This is a genomic window from Rhodococcoides corynebacterioides NBRC 14404 (assembly GCF_001894765.1).
Taxonomy (GTDB): domain Bacteria; phylum Actinomycetota; class Actinomycetes; order Mycobacteriales; family Mycobacteriaceae; genus Rhodococcoides; species Rhodococcoides corynebacterioides.
In genome coordinates this window covers 672894-693350 of the sequence record NZ_BCWV01000003.1, presented here as the reverse complement: position 1 = coordinate 693350, position 20457 = coordinate 672894, and the positions used below count along the sequence as shown (strand labels likewise).

The 20457-nt window shown below is 71.4% G+C and carries 16 protein-coding genes; 8 read left to right on the top strand and 8 right to left on the bottom strand.

Features of this window, described 5'->3' with window-relative positions; translation table 11 throughout:
* Positions 1-62: 62 nt before the first annotated feature.
* Positions 63-1688 (bottom strand): ABC-F family ATP-binding cassette domain-containing protein, encoded by a 1626-nt coding sequence (locus RC2_RS08560; protein WP_068144556.1) that lies wholly within the window; start codon positions 1686-1688, stop codon positions 63-65.
* A gap of 306 nt (positions 1689-1994) precedes the next feature.
* Between RC2_RS08560 and RC2_RS08555 the strand changes: the two genes are divergently transcribed.
* From RC2_RS08555 to RC2_RS08545, 3 genes are all read left to right on the top strand, one after another.
* Complete coding sequence (locus tag RC2_RS08555) at positions 1995-3881, top strand: penicillin-binding transpeptidase domain-containing protein (protein ID WP_371829119.1); 1887 nt, start codon at positions 1995-1997, stop codon at positions 3879-3881.
* A gap of 91 nt (positions 3882-3972) precedes the next feature.
* The gene (locus RC2_RS08550; RefSeq protein ID WP_068144553.1) at positions 3973-5622 is read left to right on the top strand and encodes a hypothetical protein; all 1650 of its coding nucleotides are present in this window, start codon (positions 3973-3975) and stop codon (positions 5620-5622) included.
* 24 nt (positions 5623-5646) lie between these two features.
* Positions 5647-6381, top strand: coding sequence for a sulfite exporter TauE/SafE family protein (locus RC2_RS08545; RefSeq protein WP_068144550.1), 735 nt, complete (start codon positions 5647-5649; stop codon positions 6379-6381).
* Here the strand turns inward: RC2_RS08545 and RC2_RS08540 are convergent.
* The 4 genes from RC2_RS08540 to RC2_RS08525 form a co-directional block, all read right to left on the bottom strand.
* On the bottom strand, positions 6344-6757 hold the full coding sequence (locus tag RC2_RS08540; protein WP_068144547.1) for a DUF3054 domain-containing protein: 414 nt from the start codon (positions 6755-6757) through the stop codon (positions 6344-6346). The two genes, RC2_RS08545 and RC2_RS08540, sit on opposite strands and share 38 nt — an antisense overlap.
* Positions 6758-6835: 78 nt before the next feature.
* Positions 6836-7387 (bottom strand): YceI family protein, encoded by a 552-nt coding sequence (locus tag RC2_RS08535; protein ID WP_068144544.1) that lies wholly within the window; start codon positions 7385-7387, stop codon positions 6836-6838.
* 62 nt (positions 7388-7449) lie between these two features.
* Complete coding sequence (locus RC2_RS08530) at positions 7450-8535, bottom strand: lysylphosphatidylglycerol synthase transmembrane domain-containing protein (protein ID WP_068144541.1); 1086 nt, start codon at positions 8533-8535, stop codon at positions 7450-7452.
* A gap of 71 nt (positions 8536-8606) precedes the next feature.
* Positions 8607-10070: an adenylate/guanylate cyclase domain-containing protein gene (locus tag RC2_RS08525; RefSeq protein ID WP_068144645.1), complete on the bottom strand. Its 1464-nt coding sequence runs from the start codon at positions 10068-10070 to the stop codon at positions 8607-8609.
* A 182-nt stretch (positions 10071-10252) separates the two neighbouring features.
* Here RC2_RS08525 and RC2_RS08520 point away from each other — a divergent pair, with 182 nt between their 5' ends.
* From RC2_RS08520 to RC2_RS08500, 5 genes are all read left to right on the top strand, one after another.
* Positions 10253-11434: an AI-2E family transporter gene (locus RC2_RS08520; protein WP_245811021.1), complete on the top strand. Its 1182-nt coding sequence runs from the start codon at positions 10253-10255 to the stop codon at positions 11432-11434.
* Positions 11406-12557, top strand: a complete 1152-nt coding sequence (gene macS / locus RC2_RS08515; protein ID WP_082895322.1) for a MacS family sensor histidine kinase — start codon at positions 11406-11408, stop codon at positions 12555-12557. The genes RC2_RS08520 and macS overlap by 29 nt, the downstream gene beginning before the upstream one ends.
* The gene (locus RC2_RS08510; protein WP_068144537.1) at positions 12530-13192 is read left to right on the top strand and encodes a response regulator; all 663 of its coding nucleotides are present in this window, start codon (positions 12530-12532) and stop codon (positions 13190-13192) included. The genes macS and RC2_RS08510 overlap by 28 nt, the downstream gene beginning before the upstream one ends.
* Before the next feature lie 38 nt (positions 13193-13230).
* Positions 13231-13845 (top strand): DUF1707 SHOCT-like domain-containing protein, encoded by a 615-nt coding sequence (locus RC2_RS08505; protein WP_068144535.1) that lies wholly within the window; start codon positions 13231-13233, stop codon positions 13843-13845.
* Between the two features lie 228 nt (positions 13846-14073).
* Positions 14074-15915, top strand: coding sequence for a DUF2339 domain-containing protein (locus RC2_RS08500; RefSeq protein WP_068144533.1), 1842 nt, complete (start codon positions 14074-14076; stop codon positions 15913-15915).
* On the opposite strand, the gene RC2_RS08495 is transcribed toward RC2_RS08500, so the two are convergent.
* The 3 genes from RC2_RS08495 to trmB are packed head-to-tail and all read right to left on the bottom strand — an operon-like array spanning position 15875 to position 20432.
* Positions 15875-18916, bottom strand: coding sequence for an MMPL family transporter (locus RC2_RS08495; protein WP_072681278.1), 3042 nt, complete (start codon positions 18914-18916; stop codon positions 15875-15877). The two genes, RC2_RS08500 and RC2_RS08495, sit on opposite strands and share 41 nt — an antisense overlap.
* Complete coding sequence (locus RC2_RS08490; RefSeq protein ID WP_068145222.1) at positions 18917-19624, bottom strand: NYN domain-containing protein; 708 nt, start codon at positions 19622-19624, stop codon at positions 18917-18919.
* Positions 19625-19679: 55 nt separating this feature from the next.
* The gene (gene trmB / locus RC2_RS08485) at positions 19680-20432 is read right to left on the bottom strand and encodes a tRNA (guanosine(46)-N7)-methyltransferase TrmB (protein WP_068145219.1); all 753 of its coding nucleotides are present in this window, start codon (positions 20430-20432) and stop codon (positions 19680-19682) included.
* Positions 20433-20457 lie beyond the last annotated feature (25 nt).

The window sequence follows — 20457 nt, the reverse complement described above, 5'->3', positions numbered from 1 at the left end:
TCAGTCTCTCAGGCCTGCAGCAGCCCCTCCGTGTATCAGGTCGGGGCAAGCCCCTCCGTGTATCAGGTCGGGGCAAGCCCCTCCGTCGACAAGTGGAGGCGCCGCGTCACCCCCAGCCGCTCCAGGAAGTCGACGTCGTGACTCACCACGATCAGCGCCCCGCGGAACGAGCGCAGCGCCGAGACCAGTTGCTCACGCGACGCGAGGTCGAGATCGTTCGTCGGCTCGTCGAGGACCAACAGCTGCGGTGGGGGCTCGGTCAACAGCAGGGTGGCCAGGGCGGCCCGCACCCGTTCGCCGCCCGAGAGAGTGCGGACCGCGGCCTCCGCCCGGCGACCGCGGAAGAGGAACCGGGCCAACCGCGTTCGGATCTCCGTGACGGTCGCGGTGGGCGCGACGGCCGTGACGTTCTCCACGACGGACAGCCCGTCGTCCAGATCGTCGCGACTTTGCGTCAGGTACGCCGAGGGCACGTCGGGCCGCAGCGCCCGGAGCAGCGTCGTCTTCCCGGCGCCGTTGTCCCCGGTCACCGCGACGCGTTCCGGTCCGATGACGGTCAGTCGGACCGTGCGTCCGGGAAACCGACCGCCACAATCGATCTCGATGTCTCCCGTGTCGACGACCGTGCGATCCGAGTGCACCTCGGTGCCGGGCAGGTCGACCACGATCTCCGCGTCGTCGCGAATCGCGTCCCGCGCGTCGTCGAGCCGCTCGCGCGACTCGGACAACCGTTTTTCGTGCCCCAGCCGATAGCGCGCCGCGGATTCCTGCGCGGCGCTCCGGCGGTTGTGGGCCACGATCCTGGGCACCCGCTTCTCCCGGTCGGCCTTGTCGCCCATCTTCCGTCGCCGATCGATCGTGGTGCGGGCGTCCTGCAGGTCACGGTGCTGCCGACGCACGTCCTGCTCGGCTGAACGCGTCGCGGCCAGGGCGGCCTCCTGCTCGGCCTCGACGGTGGCGCGGTAGTGCGAGAAGTTCCCGCCGAACAGCGTGATCGAGGCCGGTTGCTCACGGACCGATCGCATCTCGGCGATACGGTCCATCGTCTCGAGCAACGCGACGTCGTGGCTGACGACGATCACGGTGCCTCCGCGGGCGGCGATGGCACGGCGCAGGGCCTCGCGCGCGCGGCCGTCCAGATTGTTGGTCGGCTCGTCGAGCAGCAGCACGTCGGGGCGACGCAGCATCTGCGCGGCCACCGCCAACTGGGTCGCCTCCCCGCCGGACAACGTGTCGACGGGACGATCGAGATACGCTGTGCCGCTGGTGTTCACGTCGAGACCGACGGAGCTCAACGTGGCCAGGCTGCGCTCCTCGACGTCCCAGTCGGCACCGACGACGTCGAAGTCCGACGGCCGGGTGGATCCGTGTTCGATGCGGGCCAGGGCGGCGCGGACGTCGGCGATGCCGAGCCGGTCGGCCACCGTCGGCGACGTCCCCGCGTCGGGCCGCTGCGGGACGTAGCCGAGGGTGCCGCGGACGGTGACGGAGCCGGACGACGGAGTCCGGAGACCCGCGATCAACTGCAGCAGGGTCGATTTGCCGGATCCGTTGGTTCCCACCAGGCCGGTGGTGCCGACCGGGAACGTGGCGGACAGGCCGTCGACGACGGTGCGCCCGTCGGGAAAGGAATACGTGAGGTCGGTGACGACGACCGACGACGAGTCGGACGAGAGGGATCGGGACACGGAGGAACCTCGAGAGGAGTGACGTGGCCACCGCGATCATTCGTCGGTGGGATCCGCACTACTGCGAGGTGATCACTCGATGCTGTCCGTTCGTTCGGGAACACGGTCGACGTCGAGGGTAGGGACGGCGCCGACGGGCCGTCAAGGTAATTACGGGACGAGCGCCTCGCGAGCCCGCCCCGATCCGCGCGCGGTCCAGTGATTCGCCGGTGTTGCAGCGCGCGCGGATCGCTGGAATTCACGCGGATCGGGCAGCGCAGCGCGCGACAGCGTGTGACCGTCGGACCCGTGGGGCACTATCAGCACGTGCCTGCCGCGATCACTCGTCACCCGGTCCGTCGTTCGGCGTCGTTCGGCGCCGCCCTCCTGGCCCTCGCCCTGGTGGCGTCGGCGTGCTCCGGCGAGCCGCCGTCGCAGGTCAGGTCGCTCGCCGATCGGTTCGCCGAGGCGCTGAGCACGCAGAACGTCGCGGCGGCGGCCGAGATCACCTCGGACCCGGCCGCCGCCACCACGGCGCTGGACGGCATCTACGCCGGACTCGGGGGCGTCGGCGACGTCACCGCCACTCCGCGCTTCACGGTCTCCCGGACCGACGAGGACCAGCAGACGTTCACGCTCTCGGCGTCCTGGTCGTTCACGCCGGCGGACGCCGACCCGCCGGAGTCCGAGGCGTCGAGCAGTGCGGCCGCACCCGCGACGACCACCACCACGGCCGCCCCCACCGCCACCGAACGGGTGTGGACCTACACCACGGAGGGGTCGGTTGCCGACCGCGGCGCCGGCCTGCAGGTGACCTGGAACCCCGGCACCGTGGTGGCCGGACTGACCCCCGACACCACGGTGCGCTACACGACGCTCGCTGCGGACCGCGTTCCCCGCGTGCTCGACGCCTCGGGCGCCCCGCTCATGTCGCAGCAGGTGGTGACGCTGGTGAACCTCGACGCGTCGGCGAACGCCGGGGCCGTCGCCGCGTTGGTGTCGCCCTTCGCGCCCACCGTCACCGCGGAGTCGCTGGGGGACTCTTTGGCGACGGCTGGTGGATCCCCGGTGACGGCGGTGACCCTGCGCGAGGAGGACATCGCGCCCATCGAGTCGCTGCTCGCCGCGATCCCCGGCGTGACCCTGTCGAAGCAGACCCGGTTGCTGACGGAGAACCGCGCACTCGCCTCCCCGGCGCTGAACGACGTGGCCGCCGTGTGGCAGGAGCAGCAGGACGCGACCGCCGGCTGGGCCGTGCAACTCGTCGGACCGGACGGCGCACCGACCCAGCGGCTGACCGGTGAGGACGCCACGACGGGAGACGACATTCGCGTGTCGCTCGACACGTTGCAGCAGCTCAAGGCCGAGAACGCCCTGACCGCGCTGCCGAACGCCGCGGCGATCGTCGCCCTGCGCCCGTCGACCGGGGACGTCGTGGCGGTGGCGCAGAACGCCGCCGCGGACGCGCAGGGCCCCCTCGCCCTCACCGGGCTCTACCCGCCGGGATCGACGTTCAAGACGGTGACCACCTCGGCCGCTCTGCAGGCGGGCGAGGTCACGCCCGACACCGTGGTCCCGTGCCCCGGATCGGCGAACATCGAGGGCCGCACCATCCCCAACGACGACAACTTCGACCTCGGGTCCGTGCCGCTCACCACCGCGTTCGCCCGCTCCTGCAACACCACGATGGGACAGCTCGCCGTGGGGCTGCCGGACACCGCGCTGCGTGATGCCGCAGCGCAGTTCGGCCTCGGCGTCGACTACGTGACACCGGGACTGACCACCGTGACCGGCAGCGTTCCCCCGGCCACCACGCCGGCCGAGCGAGTCGAGTCCGCGATCGGGCAGGGTGCCGTGACGGCGTCGCCGTTCGGGATGGCCCTCGTGGCCGCGTCGATCGCCGACGGGAGCACTCCCTCGCCGGTCATGATCGTCGGGCGACCGGGGGTGGCGGACAGCACGCCGCAGTCGGCTCCCGCTCAGGTCACCGAGGAGATTCGCGCGATGATGCGCGAGACCGTCCAGAGCGGCACGGCGTCGGAGCTGCGCGACCTCGACGGTCTGCTCGGCAAGACGGGGACGGCGGAGGTCGCCGGTGGTCCGGCGCACGGCTGGTTCGTCGGGATCCGCGGGGATCTCGCGTTCGCGGTCTTCGTCGCGGGCGGCGACTCCTCCGCGCCCGCTCTGGCGGCCGCCGGGCGGTACCTGCGCTGAGTCGGTCCGACGGGGACCGGTGACCGAACCGTGACCGCTCCGAGCGCTCACCGTGCTGTGTTACTCGTGTGACTGGTGTGATGATTGGGACATGGCTCTGCGTCCCCGGTTCGTCGTCGCGCTGCTCGCAGTGTTCATCTCGCTCGCGACGATCGCCTCGTTCGTGGTGCACAAGCCGCGCAGCGAGGCCGCCGTCCTGGTGGACCGCTTCGTCGCCGCCCTCGACCAGCGCGACGTGGCCGCGGCCGCCGCGCTGACGTCCTACCCCAACGCCGCGGCCCATACCCTCGAGGAGATGTTCGACGCGATGGGGCCGGGCGTCGCCACCCGCCGTGTGTCGCAGTACATCGGCCTCGACGATTCCTCCGGGTTCTTCACCGTGGATACGTCGTGGTCGTTCGGCGCTCCCCGTCCCGGGGACGACCGCACCTGGCACGTCAGCACGCAGGGAACGGCGAAGAAGCTCGGCGTCGGCTGGCGCATCGCCTGGGACCCGACGGTGGTCATGCCGCACACCGGCGCCGGCGAGACCGTCCGCTACACCCGCACCGATGCGCCCGCGCCCCGCGTGCTGGACGCCTCGGGTGCGGTCATGATGAGCGCGCAGAACGTCGCCTCGGTTCGCCTCGATCCCGCCGCCACGTCCGATCTCGCCGGCAGTGCAGCCCGCCTCGCCGACGTCATCGATGTGGTCGCCCCACTCATCACCGCCGAGTCGTTGCTCGCCGACGCCGCCGCGGCACCCGGAGCCGTGATCACCGCGGTGAACCTGCGTGCCGACGACTACGCCGTGCTCGAGGACGACTTGCGCGCGATCCCCGGCGTGGTCCTCTACGCCGAGCCGAAGCTGATCGCGAATGACCGGCGACTCAACTCCCCGGTGCTCGACGCCCTGCGCTCCGTCTGGCAAGCCGACCGCGACGCCACGGCGGGCTGGGCCGTGCAGGCCACCGACGCCGACGGTGAGACGACGCAGCTGGCCGGGTATCAGGGGCCCGGCACCCCGGACCTGACGTCGTCGGTGGATCCCGCACTGCAGCTCGCGGCGCTGAACGCGGTGGTGAGCGTGGGGACGCCGGCGTCGATCGTCGTCACGCGGCCGTCCAGTGGCGCCGTCGTGGCCGCCGCGCAGAACAGCTACGCCAACGATCAGGGCACGCCTGCCTTCACCGCACTGCATCCGGCCGACGCGGTGCGCGACGTCGTCGCGGCCTCGGCGGACCGTCAGGGCATCGACTTCGCCGACGCCGCACGACAATTCGGCCTCGGTGTGTCCTACGACCTGGCCGGGCTCGAGACGGTGACCGCGACGTTGCCGGACGGGCGTACCGCCGTCGACCAGATCCGCGGCGCCTCCCTGTCCTCCTCGCGCGAGCAGGCCGGCGACTTCGCGGTCACCCCGTTCGGCCTCGCGCAGATGGCTGCGACGGTGGCCCGCGGATCCGCCCCGGTGCCCTTCGTGGTCGACGGTCGTCCGGCGACGGTGTCCTCGGCCGGGTCTCCCGTCCCGGGAGACGTGCTGAGCGGACTCCGTCGAACGCTGGCCGACGACGCGCGGAAGGCCGGCATCGCCGACCCCGCCGTGATCGGCCTCTCCGGTGACGGCGACGACGGCCGCTGGTTCCTCGGCACACGCGGCGACCTGGCCTTCGCCGTGCACATCGAGGACGCGGACGGCACCGACGCCGCCGCGCGGATGACCAACCGCCTGCTGCGGGAGATGGCCGCCCCGAGCGAGTGACGGCGTCGCCACTACGCTCGAGAAGTGACCGTCGGTAACGTTCTGCTGCTCGTCCTGGCGGGATTCGGTGCCGGCCTGGTCGGGTACGTGACGGGACTGGCGTCGCTCGTGTCCTATCCCGCGCTCCTGGCGGTGGGGTTGAGTCCGGTGGCCGCGAACGTGACCAACACCGTTGCCCTCGTCGGCGCCGGGGTGGGTGCCACGGCGTCGTCGACGAAGGAACTCGCGCGCGGCGGCCGCGCGCTGCTCCGGTCCACGCTGTGGGCGGCGCTCGGCGGTCTCACGGGCGCCGCGATTCTGCTGCTCGCGCCGGGAGACTCGTTCGAGACGCTCGTCCCGTTCCTCATCCTCGTCGCCTCGGCCGCCGTCCTCGCCCAACCGCGTATTCGACTGCTCGCCGGGTCTCGGACGTTCCCCGTCGCCTACCCGGTGTCGCTGTTCGCGGTGGCCGTCTACGGCGGCTACTTCGGTGCCGGAGCGGGGGTCGTCTTCATGGCTCTCACGCTGATCTGCACGGCCGAACCGGTCTGGCGCGCAGCGCTTCTCAAGAGCTATCTGCTGGGGGTGGCCAACCTCGTGGCCGCGGTGCTGTTCGCGTTCTCCGGCGAGGTGCACTGGCTCGCCGCCGGCGCGATGGCGCTCGGCGCGATGGGCGGCGGCGCCGTCGGGCCACGGCTGGTGCGTCGCGTGCCCGCCGGCCCGCTTCGCGTGGTGATCGCGCTCAGCGGCGTCGGGCTCGCTCTGTACCTCTGGTTCTGATCCGCACCAGCGCGCGCCACCCCAGCAGGAACACCGCCAGCGTCACCGTCGCCACGACGACGAAGCTGACCGCCGTTCCCTCGCCGATCAGACGACGAACGACCATGCCGCCCACCACTGTCGCCACCCACACCAGGACGCCCGTGGGGAGAACGAGCAGCGGAGCGAGCTTGTCCCGGTACAGCGCGACGGTGGCCACCCACCCGACGGCCAGCCCGATCAGGAACGGCCAGGCCGTACTCAGCGTTCCGCCGACGGTGACGCCCTCGGCGTGGCTGCGACGTCCGATGGCGGCGAAGACGAGCACGAGCACGATGTCGAGCGCGACGGCCAGGGCGAGCACGCGCGTCGTCGACGAGCGGGTGGCGGTGGTCATGGGCACCAGAATAGAGATCGTCGAACGCACGTCACCCCCGCCGGCGGGACCGACGGGGGTGACGTGGTGCGTGCTGGATCAGGCCTGCAGTCCGGCCTCGATGTCCAGGTTCAGCGTGATCTTGTCGCCGACCACGGCGCCGCCGCCCTCGAGGGGCATGTCGATGCTGATGCCGAAGTCGCGGCGGTTGATGGTGGTGGTGGCCTCGAAGCCGGCGACCGGGCCGTTGCCCATGCCCGCGTTGACGCCGTTGTACTCGACGGTGAGCTCGACCTGCTGGGTCACGCCGTGGAGCGTGAAGTCGCCGGTGAGGACGTAGTCGTCGCCCTTCGGCGTGACCGAGGTGGAGCGGAAGGTGGCGGTGGGGAACTTCTCGACCTCGAAGAAGTCGGCGGTCTTGAGGTGGCCGTCGCGCTGCGCGTTGTCGGTGGTGATCGAGGCGACGTCGATGTCGGCGGAGATGGCGGTGACGCCGCTCTCGTCGACGGTGATCGAGCCGGAGAAGTCCTGGAAGCGTCCGCGGACCTTGCTGACCATGAGGTGGCGAACGGTGAAGCCGATGGTCGAGTGCGTGGGGTCGATGGCCCACGTACCGGCGGTGAGCTGAGGAACGGCGACTGCTGCGGTCATGACGAACTCCTGGTGTGTTGAGGTTTCAACCAACACCGTACACAACCGGACCGCGGTCCGCATCATTCCCCGGCGGCGGTGCGCTCGCTCTCCTGCTCGAACTCGGTTCGCGCGTCCTCGAGGCGGTGCGACCGGAACAGCGCCAGGAACACCACCCAGCCGACCACGGCCACCAGCACGAAACTGACGACGCGGTAGACCAGCGCCGCCGCGACGGCCTGCGACGCGCTGATGGACGCCGCGGTGGTCAACGTGGCGATCAGGGTGGCGTCGACGATGACCAGGCCGCCCGGCGCGCCGGGAATCGACCCGACGGTCTTCCCGGCGGAGAACACCAACAGCAGGCCGTAGATGGTCGGGTCGGCGCCGACGGCGAAACAGGCCAGTGCCAGGCACGCGACGTCGGCGAGTCGATGCACGGCGGAGAATCCGGCGGCAGCCGCGGCGTCGCGGGGACCGAGCCGCACCGACGTGACCTGATCGACGATGGCGTCCAGCCGGGCCCGGCCCGCATCCGCGGCGTTGCCCCGGATCGCGTTGTACTTCGCGAGCCCCCAGCGCCCGACGGCCACGATCGACCGAGGATGGGCACGCACGTAGCGGACGGCCACGACCAGGGCGACGACGCCAGCCACGGGGAGAACGAGGGTGGTGGTGTTGGCGCTGCCGCCCACCAGCAGGGCGCCCGACACGCCGAGCAGGGCGAGTCCGAGCGCGGCGATGACACCCGAGATGGCCAACTGCCACGACGCGACGACGGGGCTCGCGCCCCAGCGCCGTGTCTCGCGGTAGGTGAAGGCGGTCGAGAACACCTGGCCCGCGGGCAGCGTCACGGACATGGCGGTGCTGGCGTAGATCACCGACAGGGACCGCCGCTGGCTCACCCGAACGCCACCCGCGGCGAGCAACTGCTTCTGCACCCGAGCGAACGCCGACAACGACACGGCCTGGGCGACCACGCACGCGAGGGCGATGCCCCAGTGCATCTCCGTCAGCGCGCGCCACGATTCGTGCAGACGCGGTGCGAGGTAGACACCCTCCCCGACGAGCAGTGCGAGCAGCGCGACGGCGAGCACCCACCGCAACCACCGCCAGTGGCGTCCCGACCGGGAAGCCCCGGCCTGGCCGTCGTGCTCGGGGGATGCCACGTCGGACAGCGTAACGAACGAGACCGGCCGGCCTGCGCCGCCGTCGGAACGGGGGCGTGGCCCGGGTCCGGTCAGGTCGGGTCCGGGTAGACGACGGGAGTGGCCAGATGTGTCGCGCGACGGCGGCCACGCAACTGCACCTTCTCGCCGAGTTCCCAGTGCGATTGCTCGTCCTCGTCGGCGAAGTACAGCGCCGAGGTGGACGCCAGGACGCGGCTGGGCTGGAACTTCGCCAGCTCGGTCAGGCGCGACGCCTCGTTGACCGGATCACCGATCACCGTGTACTCGAAGCGTTCCTGCGCCCCGATGTTGCCGGCCACCGCCAGCCCGGCGGAGACGCCGATACCGATGTCGAGGCCGACGATGCCGTGCAGTTCGGACCGCAGCTCGCGCGCCGCCGACAGCGCCGCCGTCGGCGCGTCCGGACGGTCGAACGGGGCGCCGAAGATGGCGAGAGCGGCGTCTCCGACGAACTTGTTGACGAAGCCGTGATGGCGGTCGACCACGTCGACGACGACGCGGAAGAAATCGTTGAGCAGGTCGACCACCTCGCCCGGCGGGCGTTCGGAGGCCGCCGCGGTGGACCCCACCATGTCGACGAACAACACGGCGACGAAGCGCGTCTCCCCGCCGAGTTCGGTGCCGAACTGCAGTGCCCGACGCGCCACGTCCTCGCCGACGTGCTGACCGAACAGCTCGCGCAGCACCTTGCGTTCCGAGGAGTCCTGCATCATCCGGTTGAACCCGACCTGCAGGCGGCCGATCTCGCTGCCGTCGAAGACCTCGACCTGCACTTCGGTGTCCCCGCGCTGGACTCGCTCGATCGCACGCCGCAGCTGCCGGATGGGATCGGAGATCTGACTCGCGGTCAGCATCGAGAGGCAGAAGGCCTGGACGATGGCGAGGATGCACAGCAGCGCGATGGCGATGGCCAGCGCGTCGGGGGAGAACACCAGATCGGTGGTGAGCTGCGTGGCGCAGAGCAGCAGAATCCCGGTGACCGGGATCAGTGTGCCGAGACCCCAGGTCATCGCCATGCGGGTGCCCACACCCGGCGTCATGGTGCGATCGAACCGGCCTTCGCTGAGTGCCTGCGCCGCGACCGGCCGCAGGATGCGTTCACCGAGCATGTAGGTGAAGCCGAACGTGATGGCCGCGGCCATGGCCACGGTGACGGCCACCGCGACGGCCAACGACGGCATCTCCGCCGCGGTGAGCGCCATGAAGAGGATGCCGCCGATGATCCACAGGACCAGATGCACGATGGCCTGACGCAGCGGCGCGTGCAGGGCCGCCATCTGTTCCGCGCGGGTGGGCGGGCCGCCGCGCAACTGCCACCGCATCACACTGCGCAGCATGATCGCCGCGGTCACCAGACTCACCACGGCCGCGAAGACGAGGTACGCGCCGAAGATGACGACGTTGCGAACCCGGTCGACGACGATCGACTGGTTCTCCGGAATCGGCAGGCCGTACCGCACGAAGGCGAAGACCAGGACCGCGCCCAGCAGATTCGCGAGCAGCATCGATGCCAGGTACAGCGGCCAGCGACTCCGGAGAGTCCTCTCGACCGCACGCACGGGCACCAGCACGAAGGGGAACTTACCGGGACGGGCCGACACCGGACACCACCCGTCGTGCCGCGGACGGGGTGATCGCGCGTGTCGGTGCCCCGGAAGCGGTGCTCGGACCCACCCGCGGTGGGTACGCTCGCTCGGTGACGGACGACCCGGCAGCTTCCGTGCATCCGGTGGTCCGGGTCGGTGCGGCCTGGACCTGGCGATTGCTGGTGCTCTTCGCCGGGGTGGTCGCGCTCGGCGCCGTGGTGCAGCGACTCGAGAGCGTGATCGTGCCCGTCGGCCTGGCTCTGCTCGCCTCCGCGCTGCTCCTGCCGCTGGTGGACTGGATGCACCGCCGCGGTATCCCGCGGGTGCTGGCCGTCGCGGTGGCGGTCCTCGGCAGCATCGGATTGCTCGTCGGCATCCTCACCTTCGTCGTCGAGCAGTTCATCGAGGGACTGCCCGCTCTCACCGACAAGGTGACGGGCAGCATCACCTCGCTCCAGCAGTGGCTCACCGACGGCCCGCTCCACTTCAGCCAGGACCAGATCCGCGCCGCGGGCGACTCCGCCGTGCGGTCGTTGCAGTCCAACCAGGAGGCCCTCACCTCCGGCGCCCTGACCACCGCGGCGACCATCGGGGAGATCCTGACGGGGACGCTGCTGCTGCTCTTCACCCTGCTCTTCTTCCTCTACGGCGGCCAGCAGATCTGGGAGTTCGTCACCCGGCTCGCACCGACGCGGGCGCGACGTCGCATCCGGGTCGCCGGGAGCCAGGCGTTCGGCTCGCTGGTCGGCTACGTGCGGGCCACCGTCGTCGTCGCGGCCGCGGACGCGGTGGGGATCGGCGTCGGTCTCGCCGTCCTCGGAGTACCGCTCGCGCTGCCGCTGGCCACCCTCGTCTTCATCGGCGCGTTCGTGCCCATCGTCGGAGCGGTCCTCACCGGATTCGTCGCCGTGCTGGTCGCTCTGGTGAGCAAGGGCCTGGTCACGGCCCTGATCGCGCTCGCGATCGTGGTCGCGGTCATGCAGCTGGAGGGGCACGTCCTGCAACCGCTGCTCCTCGGCCGCGCCGTCCGCATCCATCCGCTCGCCGTGGTGCTCGCCATCGCGACCGGCATCGTCTTCGCGGGCATCATCGGCGGTCTGCTCGCCGTACCGCTGGTCGCGATGGCCAACACCGCCGTGCGATCGCTGCTCGCCGACGACCCCGAGGAGGCGTACGACGCGATCGCCGAATCCGACCCGTCCCAGCCGATGTTCCCCGCCGACGCCGCCGATCCCGTCCCCGGAACGCCGCAGCTGCGAAAGGGTGAGATCGACGGCGACACCGACGACTGATCCCGCCGGCGCCGACGCGCCGCTCTGGCGCGCCGCGGCGGTGTTCCGGCTGCTCACCGTGATCTACGCGGTGGGATTTCACCTGGTGGTGCACGAGCAGTACGACGCCACGCGCTGGTCCCACGTCCTCGTCGCCGTGGTGGTCCTCTGGTCCGGCGTCTCCGTGGTCGCCGCCGTCACTCCGTCCGTCCGTCCGGCAGCCGTCGTCGCGGACCAGGTCGTCACGCTCGGACTCATCGTCTCGACGGTGGCGGTCGCCGGTCCCGACTGGCGACGTGACCATCAGGTGCTCCCCACGACGATCTGGGTGGCGGGCGCCGTCGTCGGCGCGGCGCTGCTCGGCGGTCCGCGCGTCGGCGTCGCCTCCGCGCTGACGATGACCGTCGCGATCGCCCTCGTGCGCGGCACCGTCGACGCCGACCTCTGGCGCGACTCCACCGGACCCATCCTGGTGTCGGTCGGGCTGGCACTGGGCCTCGCTGCGCGGATCGCCCGGTCCGCGCGGGCCCGACTCGACGAGGCGATCGCGCTCGCCGCCGCCACGGCCGAGCGCGAGCGGCTCGCGCGGGAGGTGCACGACGGGGTGTTGCAGGTGCTCGCTCTGGTCAATCGGCGCGGTCGTGAGCTCGGCGGCCCCGCTGCCGAACTCGGCACCCTCGCGGCCGAACAGGAACGCGCGCTGCGTGACCTGTTGTCCGGCAATGCCTCTCGTGTCCCCGGCGCCCTCGGCGACGGCTCGCGCGTCGACCTCACCACCGACGTGCGGGCGGCGGTGGGTCCGACGGTGACGGTCGCGGCACCCTCCGATCCGGTGTCGGTCGCGGCCGACGTGGGCCGAGAAGTGGTCGCTGCCGTCGTGGCTGCCGTGGACAACGCCCACCGACACGCGCCGGGCGCGGCGATCTACGTCTCGATCGAGGACGACGCCGGCACGGTGGTGGTCGGCGTGCGGGACGACGGGCCGGGGGTCGACCCGGCGCGGCTGGTGGCAGCCCGCGCCGAGGGCAGGCTGGGGGTCGCGGCGTCGATCGTGGGTCGTCTCGAGTCGCTCGGCGGACGGGCGGAGTTGATCGCCGCGCCCGGGGAAGGAACGGAATGGGAACTGACGGTACCGAATCCGTGACCACGGTGATGGTGGTCGACGATCACCCGCTCTGGCGCGACGGCGTCGCGCGCGACCTCACCGCGCGGGGATTCGACGTGGTGGCAACGGCCGACGGAGAGTCCGCGGCGGCGCGTCGGGCCGCGGCGACGTGCCCCGACGTCGTCCTCATGGACATGAACCTCGCCGAGGGGGACGGGGCGTCGGCGACGGCTGCGGTGCTCGCCGCGTCACCACGGAGCCGAGTGCTCGTGCTGTCCGCGTCGGGCGAGCGTGACGACGTGCTCGCGGCCGTGAAGGCCGGTGCCACAGGCTATCTGGTGAAGAGTGCGTCGGCCGAGGAGCTCGAGGCCGCGGTGCGCACCACCGCGAACGGAGACGCGGTCTTCACCCCGGGGCTGGCGGGGCTCGTCCTCGGCGAGTACCGGCGCGTGGCCGCCGGTCCGGAGGCTCCGCCACCCGAGCACAGCCTGTCGGCGCGGGAGACCGAGGTGCTGCGGATGGTGTCGAAAGGCATGACCGCCAAACAGATCGGCGAGCGCCTGCACGTCAGTCATCGCACGGTGGAGAACCACGTGCAGTCGACCCTGCGCAAATTGCACCTGGCCAACCGGGTGGAGCTCACGCGGTGGGCGGTCGAGCGGGGGCTCGACTGACGGGCCCGGCGACAGGGACGGATCGGTACCCTGGCCCCATGGACGACAGGGATCTGCGGGTGAGCGACGCCGAACGGAACCATGTGGGCGAACTGTTGCAGCGGGCCGTGGGCCAGGGGATGCTGTCCCTCGGCGAGTACACCGAGCGGATGGACACCGCCCTGGCCGCGAAGACGCGCGGCGAGCTGAACGCCGTCCTGGTCGACCTGCCCGGCATCCGGATCACGGAATCCACTGCACCGGAATCGATCTCGCGTGGATCGGTGGTGTCGTCAGTCGGGGGTGCGGACGAGGTCACGGTGAAGGCGACGTTCTCGTCGGTCACCCGGTCCGGCGCGTGGGAGGTGCCCCGCCTGCTGCGCGTGCGGTCCCGCATGGGTTCGGTGACGCTGAACTTCGTCGACGCCACCGTGCACTCGTCGACCGTCGTCATCGACGTGGACGACTACCTGAGCTCCGTCTCGATCATCGTGCCCGAGGGGGTGTCGGTGAACATGGACGGCCTGCATGCGGTGGCGGGCAGCGCCGACAACAAGGTGCGCGGTCGCCGCGAGGACAGTTCCCTGCACCTCGAGATCCGGGGGCGGACCCGCATGGGGTCCGTGACGGCCAAGCATCCGTTCGGCGTCACCATCAAGCGCATGCTCGGCTGACACTCGCCCGGGCCGAACCTGCGCAGGTTCCGGTCACCTGCACGGGTTGCAACCGGTGAGGGTGGCGGAAACCTGAGCAGGTCGACACCTGCGCAGGTTCCGGTCACCTGCACGGGTTGCAACCGGTGAGGGTGGCGGAAACCCGAGCGAGTCACTCGAGTAGTCGCCGGGGGCGAATGCGTAGTTTCCCCCATTCCGGGTGGCGGCGGACCGGGCGAGCATCGAAACATGACTTCTCACGCTCCCGACCCGCGCGCCGTCCAGGCACTGGCCGGCGAGGTCGCGCTGCTCCATCAGCGTCTCGGCCGCGTCGCCCACGACCTCGCTCGCCTCGCCCCGTCCCCACCCCCACAGCCCGTGCCGCCCGTACAGCCCGCCGTTCCCGGCCCGCCCGTGCCGCCCGTGCGCCCGCAGCCGGCCGGGCCGCCGCAGTACCGGCCGCCGACCCCGCCCCGCAGCGCGCCCCCCGCGCCGACCGTTCCCTGGTGGCAGCGCGACGGCGTCGTCAGTCGCCTCCTCGCGATCGCCGGCGCCGCGGTCACCCTCGTCGGCGTCGTGATGCTCGTCGTTCTCGCCGCCCGCGCCGGGTGGTTCGGCCCGCCGCTGCGGGTCGCGGCCGGTGTCGCCGTCTCGGTGGGCCTGCTGGGCGCTGCGTTCCGAGTGGTCGACCGACCCGGTGGCCGGATCGGCGCCGTCGCCTCGGCCGCAGCAGGATTCGCCGGTCTGTACCTCTCCGTCGCCGCCGTCACCGCCCTGTACGGGTGGGTGGCCGCTCCGGTCGGCATCGTTCTCGGACTCGGGGTCGCCGCGCTCGGTGTCGCCGTGGCTCTGCGGTGGTCCTCCGAACTGCTCGCCGTCCTCGTGGTTCTCGGGGTCGCACTCCTCGCCCCGGTCGTCACCGGCGGTCTGTCGGCCGCGCTGTTGGTGGCCCTGGTCGTCGTCCATCTCGCGACGGTGCCGGTCGACGCGACGCGATCGTGGACGGTCCTGCGGGCCGTGCGTACGGCGCCGGTGGTCCTCGCCCTCGCCGCCGCGGCTGCGACCGTCGCGATGGGTGCGGAGGCCCCCCGCGTGCCGGTTCTGCTCGTCGCGCTGGCCGCGTTCGGTGGTGCCGTGGCCTCGGCCCGGCTGGTGTTGCGCCGGGTCCCGACCGACGCGACGACGCTGGCCGCCGTCGTGAGCACCGCGGGGACGCTCCTCGCGGCCGCATGCCTCCTCGACCGTCCGGTGACCACGGCCGTCGCGGCCGGAGTCGCCCTGACCACCGGGTACTTCCTCCTGCAGGGCGACCGCCCCTCGTCGACGCGTTTCGCCTTCGCGCTCCCGACCGCGCTCGCGGCGACGGTGGCCGTCGTCGCTGCCACCCCCGGTGATCTCGCGTTCCCCGCCCTCATGGCCGTGGCCTGCGTGACGATGATCGCCGCGCACCGTGTCGGCTCGCTTCCCCTGTTCGGCGTCGGCGTCGCCCTGTCCGCGGTGGGCGTCGCCGGCTACGCCGATGCGTGGTCCCTGGACGCGACGATTTCGCCCACCCTCGCCACCACGCTCGGTGGCTGGGCGCTCGTCGGGGCGGTCGCCGCGGTCGCGACGGCGGTCACCGGGAGCGTCGTCGGCCTGCGGGTCCTGCGTGACGACGCGGTGCGCGTGATCGTCGCCGGATGCTTCGCGGTGGTCGGTCTGGCGGCGGCGGTCACCACGACCGTGGTGAGCGGTGCCCTGCTTGCCGGACGGGCGGGCGCGGTGGCCGGGCACGGCGTCGGGACGGTCCTGTGGACCGGACTCGCCGTGGCGCTGCTGGCCCGCGGGCTCGCCCGCCCGACCCACGCACGCACGCTGCTCGCGGCCGGACTCGCCGTGGCGGGTGCCGCCCTGGCGAAGCTGTTCCTGTTCGACCTGGCCGCTACCGGCGGGGTCACCCGCGCGGTTGCGTTCCTGCTGGTCGGCGGCCTGCTCCTGGCGGCGGGAACGCGCTACGCACGGGTGTTCGCCGAGCGGTTGGGCGCGAGCCCCACCGACGGAGCGATCGACGCTACTGCCGCCGCTGACGCGCCAGCAGCTCGCTCACACTGATCGCACCCGACTGCCCGTGATGTCGACCGCCCGAGTCCGCCTCCGCATGCCGGCGGCCTCCGGAGTCGGCCTCACGGGCACGACGGCGTCCGCCGGTGGACGACGGCTCGGGGGCGGTGGGCTCGGGGGTGACCGTGTCAGGGTCGGGGGCGTCGAGGGATGCGGGCTCGGGGGCCGACGAGTCCTCGGGCCGGTCGGCGTCGTCCGACGCCGAGGTCCGGTCGGTGGTTCGCGGGTTCTCGGCGGGCGTCTCCGGGCGGTCGAGCCGCAGGCCCGCGATCCAGGCGTCGATGTCGTCGACGTCGCCTCGGGACGTCGTGCTTCCGGTACCGGAGGCACCACCCTCGACGCGTCGGGATCCGTTCGATCCGTTCGAACCGGTGCCGTTCGATGCGGTGCCGTTCGAGCCGGTGCCGTTCGAGCCGGTGCCGTTCGACGCGGTCCGGTGCTCGTCCGGCGAGGACGGCTCGGGACGCACCGTAGTACGACGCTCGACCGCGGGGGAGCGCAGCTCGGCCAACCAGCTCTCGATGGGCCGCGGCGTCTCCGGCCGAGAAGTCGCGTCCGGAGCGGGGGACTCCTCGCCGGTCAGGTCGGCGCGAGCGGGTGTCGGCCGAGTCGGCTCGATCCGTGCGGGCCGCGGGCGGTCGGCCACAGGGCGGTCGGCCACAGGGCGGTCGGCCACCGGACGGTCGGACACGGGGCGTTCCTGGACGGGCCTGGCCGGTTCCGGTCGCGCCGGCGGGGAGACGGTCCGCGGGATCGGCTGAGTGAGCGGCTCGCGGGCCCGTATCGGCTCGCGCACGCGCGCGGGCGGCGGGGTGGACCCGATCGCCACCACCTCCGGGACGTCGGCGGGCATCCGATCGCCGTCGAGAATCGGTTCGCCGAGCCCCAGCTTCTCCTGCAGTCGCTTCATCCACTGCGGGGCCCACCAGCAGTCGTCGCCGAGCAGCTTCATGGTGGCGGGGACCAGGAACATCCGGATCAGGGTCGCGTCCACGATCAGCGCGAAGATCATGCCGTAGGCGATGTACTTCATCATCACCAGATCGGAGAACGCGAACGCGCCGGTGACGACGATGAGGATGAGCGCGGCCGCCGTGATGATGCGGCCGGTGTGCGAGGTGCCCACGCGGATCGCCTCGGAGGTGCTGGCGCCGCGAGCGCGGGCCTCGACCATGCGGGAGAGCAGGAACACCTCGTAGTCGGTGGACAGGCCGAAGATGATCGCGATGATCAGCACCAGCACCGGCGCCATGATCGGCCCGGGGGTGAAGTTCAGCAGCTCGGACCCGACGCCGTCGACGAAGATGAAGGTCAGGAAGCCCAGTGTCGCGCCGAGCCCCAGCGTGGTCATGAGAATGGCCTTGAGGGGCAGCACCAACGAGCCGAACGTGAGGAACATCAGCAGGGTGGTCACCAGGACCACCAACGTCGCCATGAGCGGGAGCCGGTCGATCAAGGCCGCGATGGAGTCCTGCTCGATGGCAGGGGTGCCGCCCACGGAGAGCCGGACGCCGTCGGGAACGTCGATGGACCGGATGTAGTCGATGGCGGGGGACGAGACGTTGCGGTCGACCAGGCCCGCCTTGAGGACGGCGACGCCGTTCTCGTTGCGTTCGATGGAGAAGCGTTCCACCAGGCCGGGGGCGTTGGACGCCTCCCGGAGCACCGCGCCGAGCTGCGGGCCCTCGGCGTTCTCGAGCACGATCTTCAGCGGTTCGGTGCGGTAGGACGGGAAGTTCTCGTCGAAGACGCTCTGTGCCACACGAGTGGGGTTGTCCGGCGGCAGGTACGTCTCGTTGATGCCGCCGAACTTGATCGACCCGACGGGCAGGGTGATGAGCAGCAGGCCGAGCACGATCGGGACGGTCACCTTGATCGGGTTGCGCATCACCCAGCGCGTGAGGCGACCCCACCGGCCGGACTCGATCTCCTCGGTGGTCTTGGTCTTGCGCATGCTCTTGAGACCGAGCATGTCGATGCGCTTGCCCAGCACGGAGAGCATCGCGGGCAGGATCGTGATCGCGGTCAGCGCGGCGAGCGCGACGGTGGAGATGGCGCCGAACGCGACCGACTTGAGGAAGCCCTGCGGGAACAGCAGGAGGCCACCGAGGCTGGCGACGATCATCGTCGCCGAGAACACGACCGTCCGACCCGCCGTCATCACCGAACGCTGGACCGCCTGGCCCGTCGTGCGTCCGTCGGCGAGTTCCTCGCGGAACCGACTGACGATGAACAGGGCGTAGTCGATGGCCAGACCGAGGCCGATCAGCGACACCACGGGCGCGACGAAGCTGTTGACCGGCACGAAGTTGGTGAAGAACCGCACCATACCGTTGGCGGCGACGACGGTGAGACCACCGATGACCAGCGGAAGAGCCGCGGCGACGACGCCGCCGAACACGAAGAAGAGCAGGACGCCGACCACCGGGATGGCGAGCAGCTCCATGCGCTTGATGTCGCCGGCCATGGTGTCGTTCAGGGCGCCCGCGATGGGCTGCAGACCGGCCAACTGCACGTCGACGCCGGGAATCTCGAAGGCGTCCTTCACGTCGCGGAAGTTGTTGGTCAGCTCGGTGTCGTTGTCACCGACGATCGCGAAGGTGGCGATCGCCTTCGTCTTGTCCGGCGACGCGAGCGCGGGGAGGCGCTGCTGGAAGTAGCTGACGTTGATCTTGGCGATCTTGTCCGGGTGCTCGGCGACCATCGCGTTCTGGGCGTCGGCGATGGTGCGGGTGAAGTCCGGATCGTCGACCGTCGAGCCCGCGGGAGCGGTGTAGAGCGCGACGACGTCACCGGAGCTGTCCCGGCCGAAGGTGCCGTCCGCGGTGCGTGCGGCGTGCACGGACTCCGACCCCGGATCGTCCCACCCGCTCTGGCTCAGGTGGTCGTTCAGGCTCGCGCCGTACGCGGCGAGACCGAGCAGGAACGCCACCATGACCCCGAGCACGGTGAACCGTGACCGGTGGACCAGGTCCCCCCATCTCGAGAACACTCAGGACACTCCTTGACGCCCGACGAGCAGGGCGGACAGCGGACGGAACGGCTGGAGCCACGCACCCTCGTCGGGCAGGGCGTCCAGGCTGACACGGGGCAGCGGTTCACGGAACACGCCGGCGATGTCCTCGAGATCGACGAACTCGAGGGACTCGGACGCGACGGCCCAGCTGGCGTGCTCCCGGAACCCGAGGACCTGGACCGGCACCCCGGCGGCCGCGATCTCCTCCAACGGCACGCGGAACGCCTGACCGTCGGCGGACGCCACCACCACGCCGGCGAGACCGTGATCGCGCGAGCGGAGCGCGATGTGGTCCAGCATGTCGGAATCGACGTCGCTGTCCTCGTCGATCTTCGGCTTCGCGAAGACCGCGAAACCCACGTTACGCAAGGCCTCGACCCACGGACGGACGACGTCCGCGCTGCCCTGGGCGATGTTGGTGAAGACCGTGGCCTCGGGTTCGAGGGTCGCGCTCTCGCGCGCCGAGAGTTCGGCCGTGCGGCCGAGCAGCCATCGACCCAGCGCATCGAAGCGAGGACGGTAGGCGGCGGTGGGCCGCCCGCCGAGGATGGCGCCGAGACCCATGTCGAGATTCGGCGCGTCCCACACCAGCAGGACCCGCTTGGTATGGCGAGAATCACCGCCCGCCGGGAGCGCGGCGCCGTCGCCACGCACGTCGTCGACGATCTGGGATTCCACGCTCATTCTCGGTATCTCGCTCTCTGCGGCAGTCGGGGGCCGGGCGTCGGGCCGCGGGAGGTCAGGCGCTGGGGGTCCAGACGAACTCGGTGACGGCGCGGTCGACCCGGTTGGCCTTGTCCTCGAACTTGGTCACCGGACGATCGACCGAGACGGGCGACCCCTCGACGGTACGGGTGTCGACGTCGAACGGCAGGCGGGTGAGCGCAGACTCCGCGTCACCGATCTCGGCGATCCACTCGGCGTAGTCCGCATGATCGGTGGCCACGTGCAGCACACCGCCGGGGAGCAGCCGATCCGCGATCAGCGCGAACGTCGATGCCTTGAGCAGGCGCCTCTTGTGGTGTCGCGCCTTGGGCCACGGATCGGGAAAGAACACCCGCACGGCCGTGAGAGAACGCGGAGCGACCATGTTCTCGAGAACGTCGGCGGCGTCACCGCGCAGAATGCGCAGGTTGGTGAGCCCCGTGCGTTCGATGCCCTGCACCGTCTGGGCGATGCCGGGGCGGTAGACCTCGACGGCCACCAGATTCACGTGCGGCTCGGCGGCCGCCATGGCGAGCGCCGCCGTACCCGTGCCGGACCCGATCTCGAGGACCAGGGGTGCGGAGCGGCCGAACCACGCGTCCGCATTCAGCGGTTCGTCGGCCACGTCACGGCCGACCGTCGGCCACAGGCGATCCCACGACGCCTGCTGCGGCTCGGTCAGCGCGCCGCGCCGCGACCGGAAACTGGTGACCCGGGGATAGAGACGGGAGCCGCCGGTCGGGACGTCGCCGACAGGGCGCTCGTCCAGGGCACGGGGTTCTGTCATGGCCACCAGTGTCCCTCATTCGGAC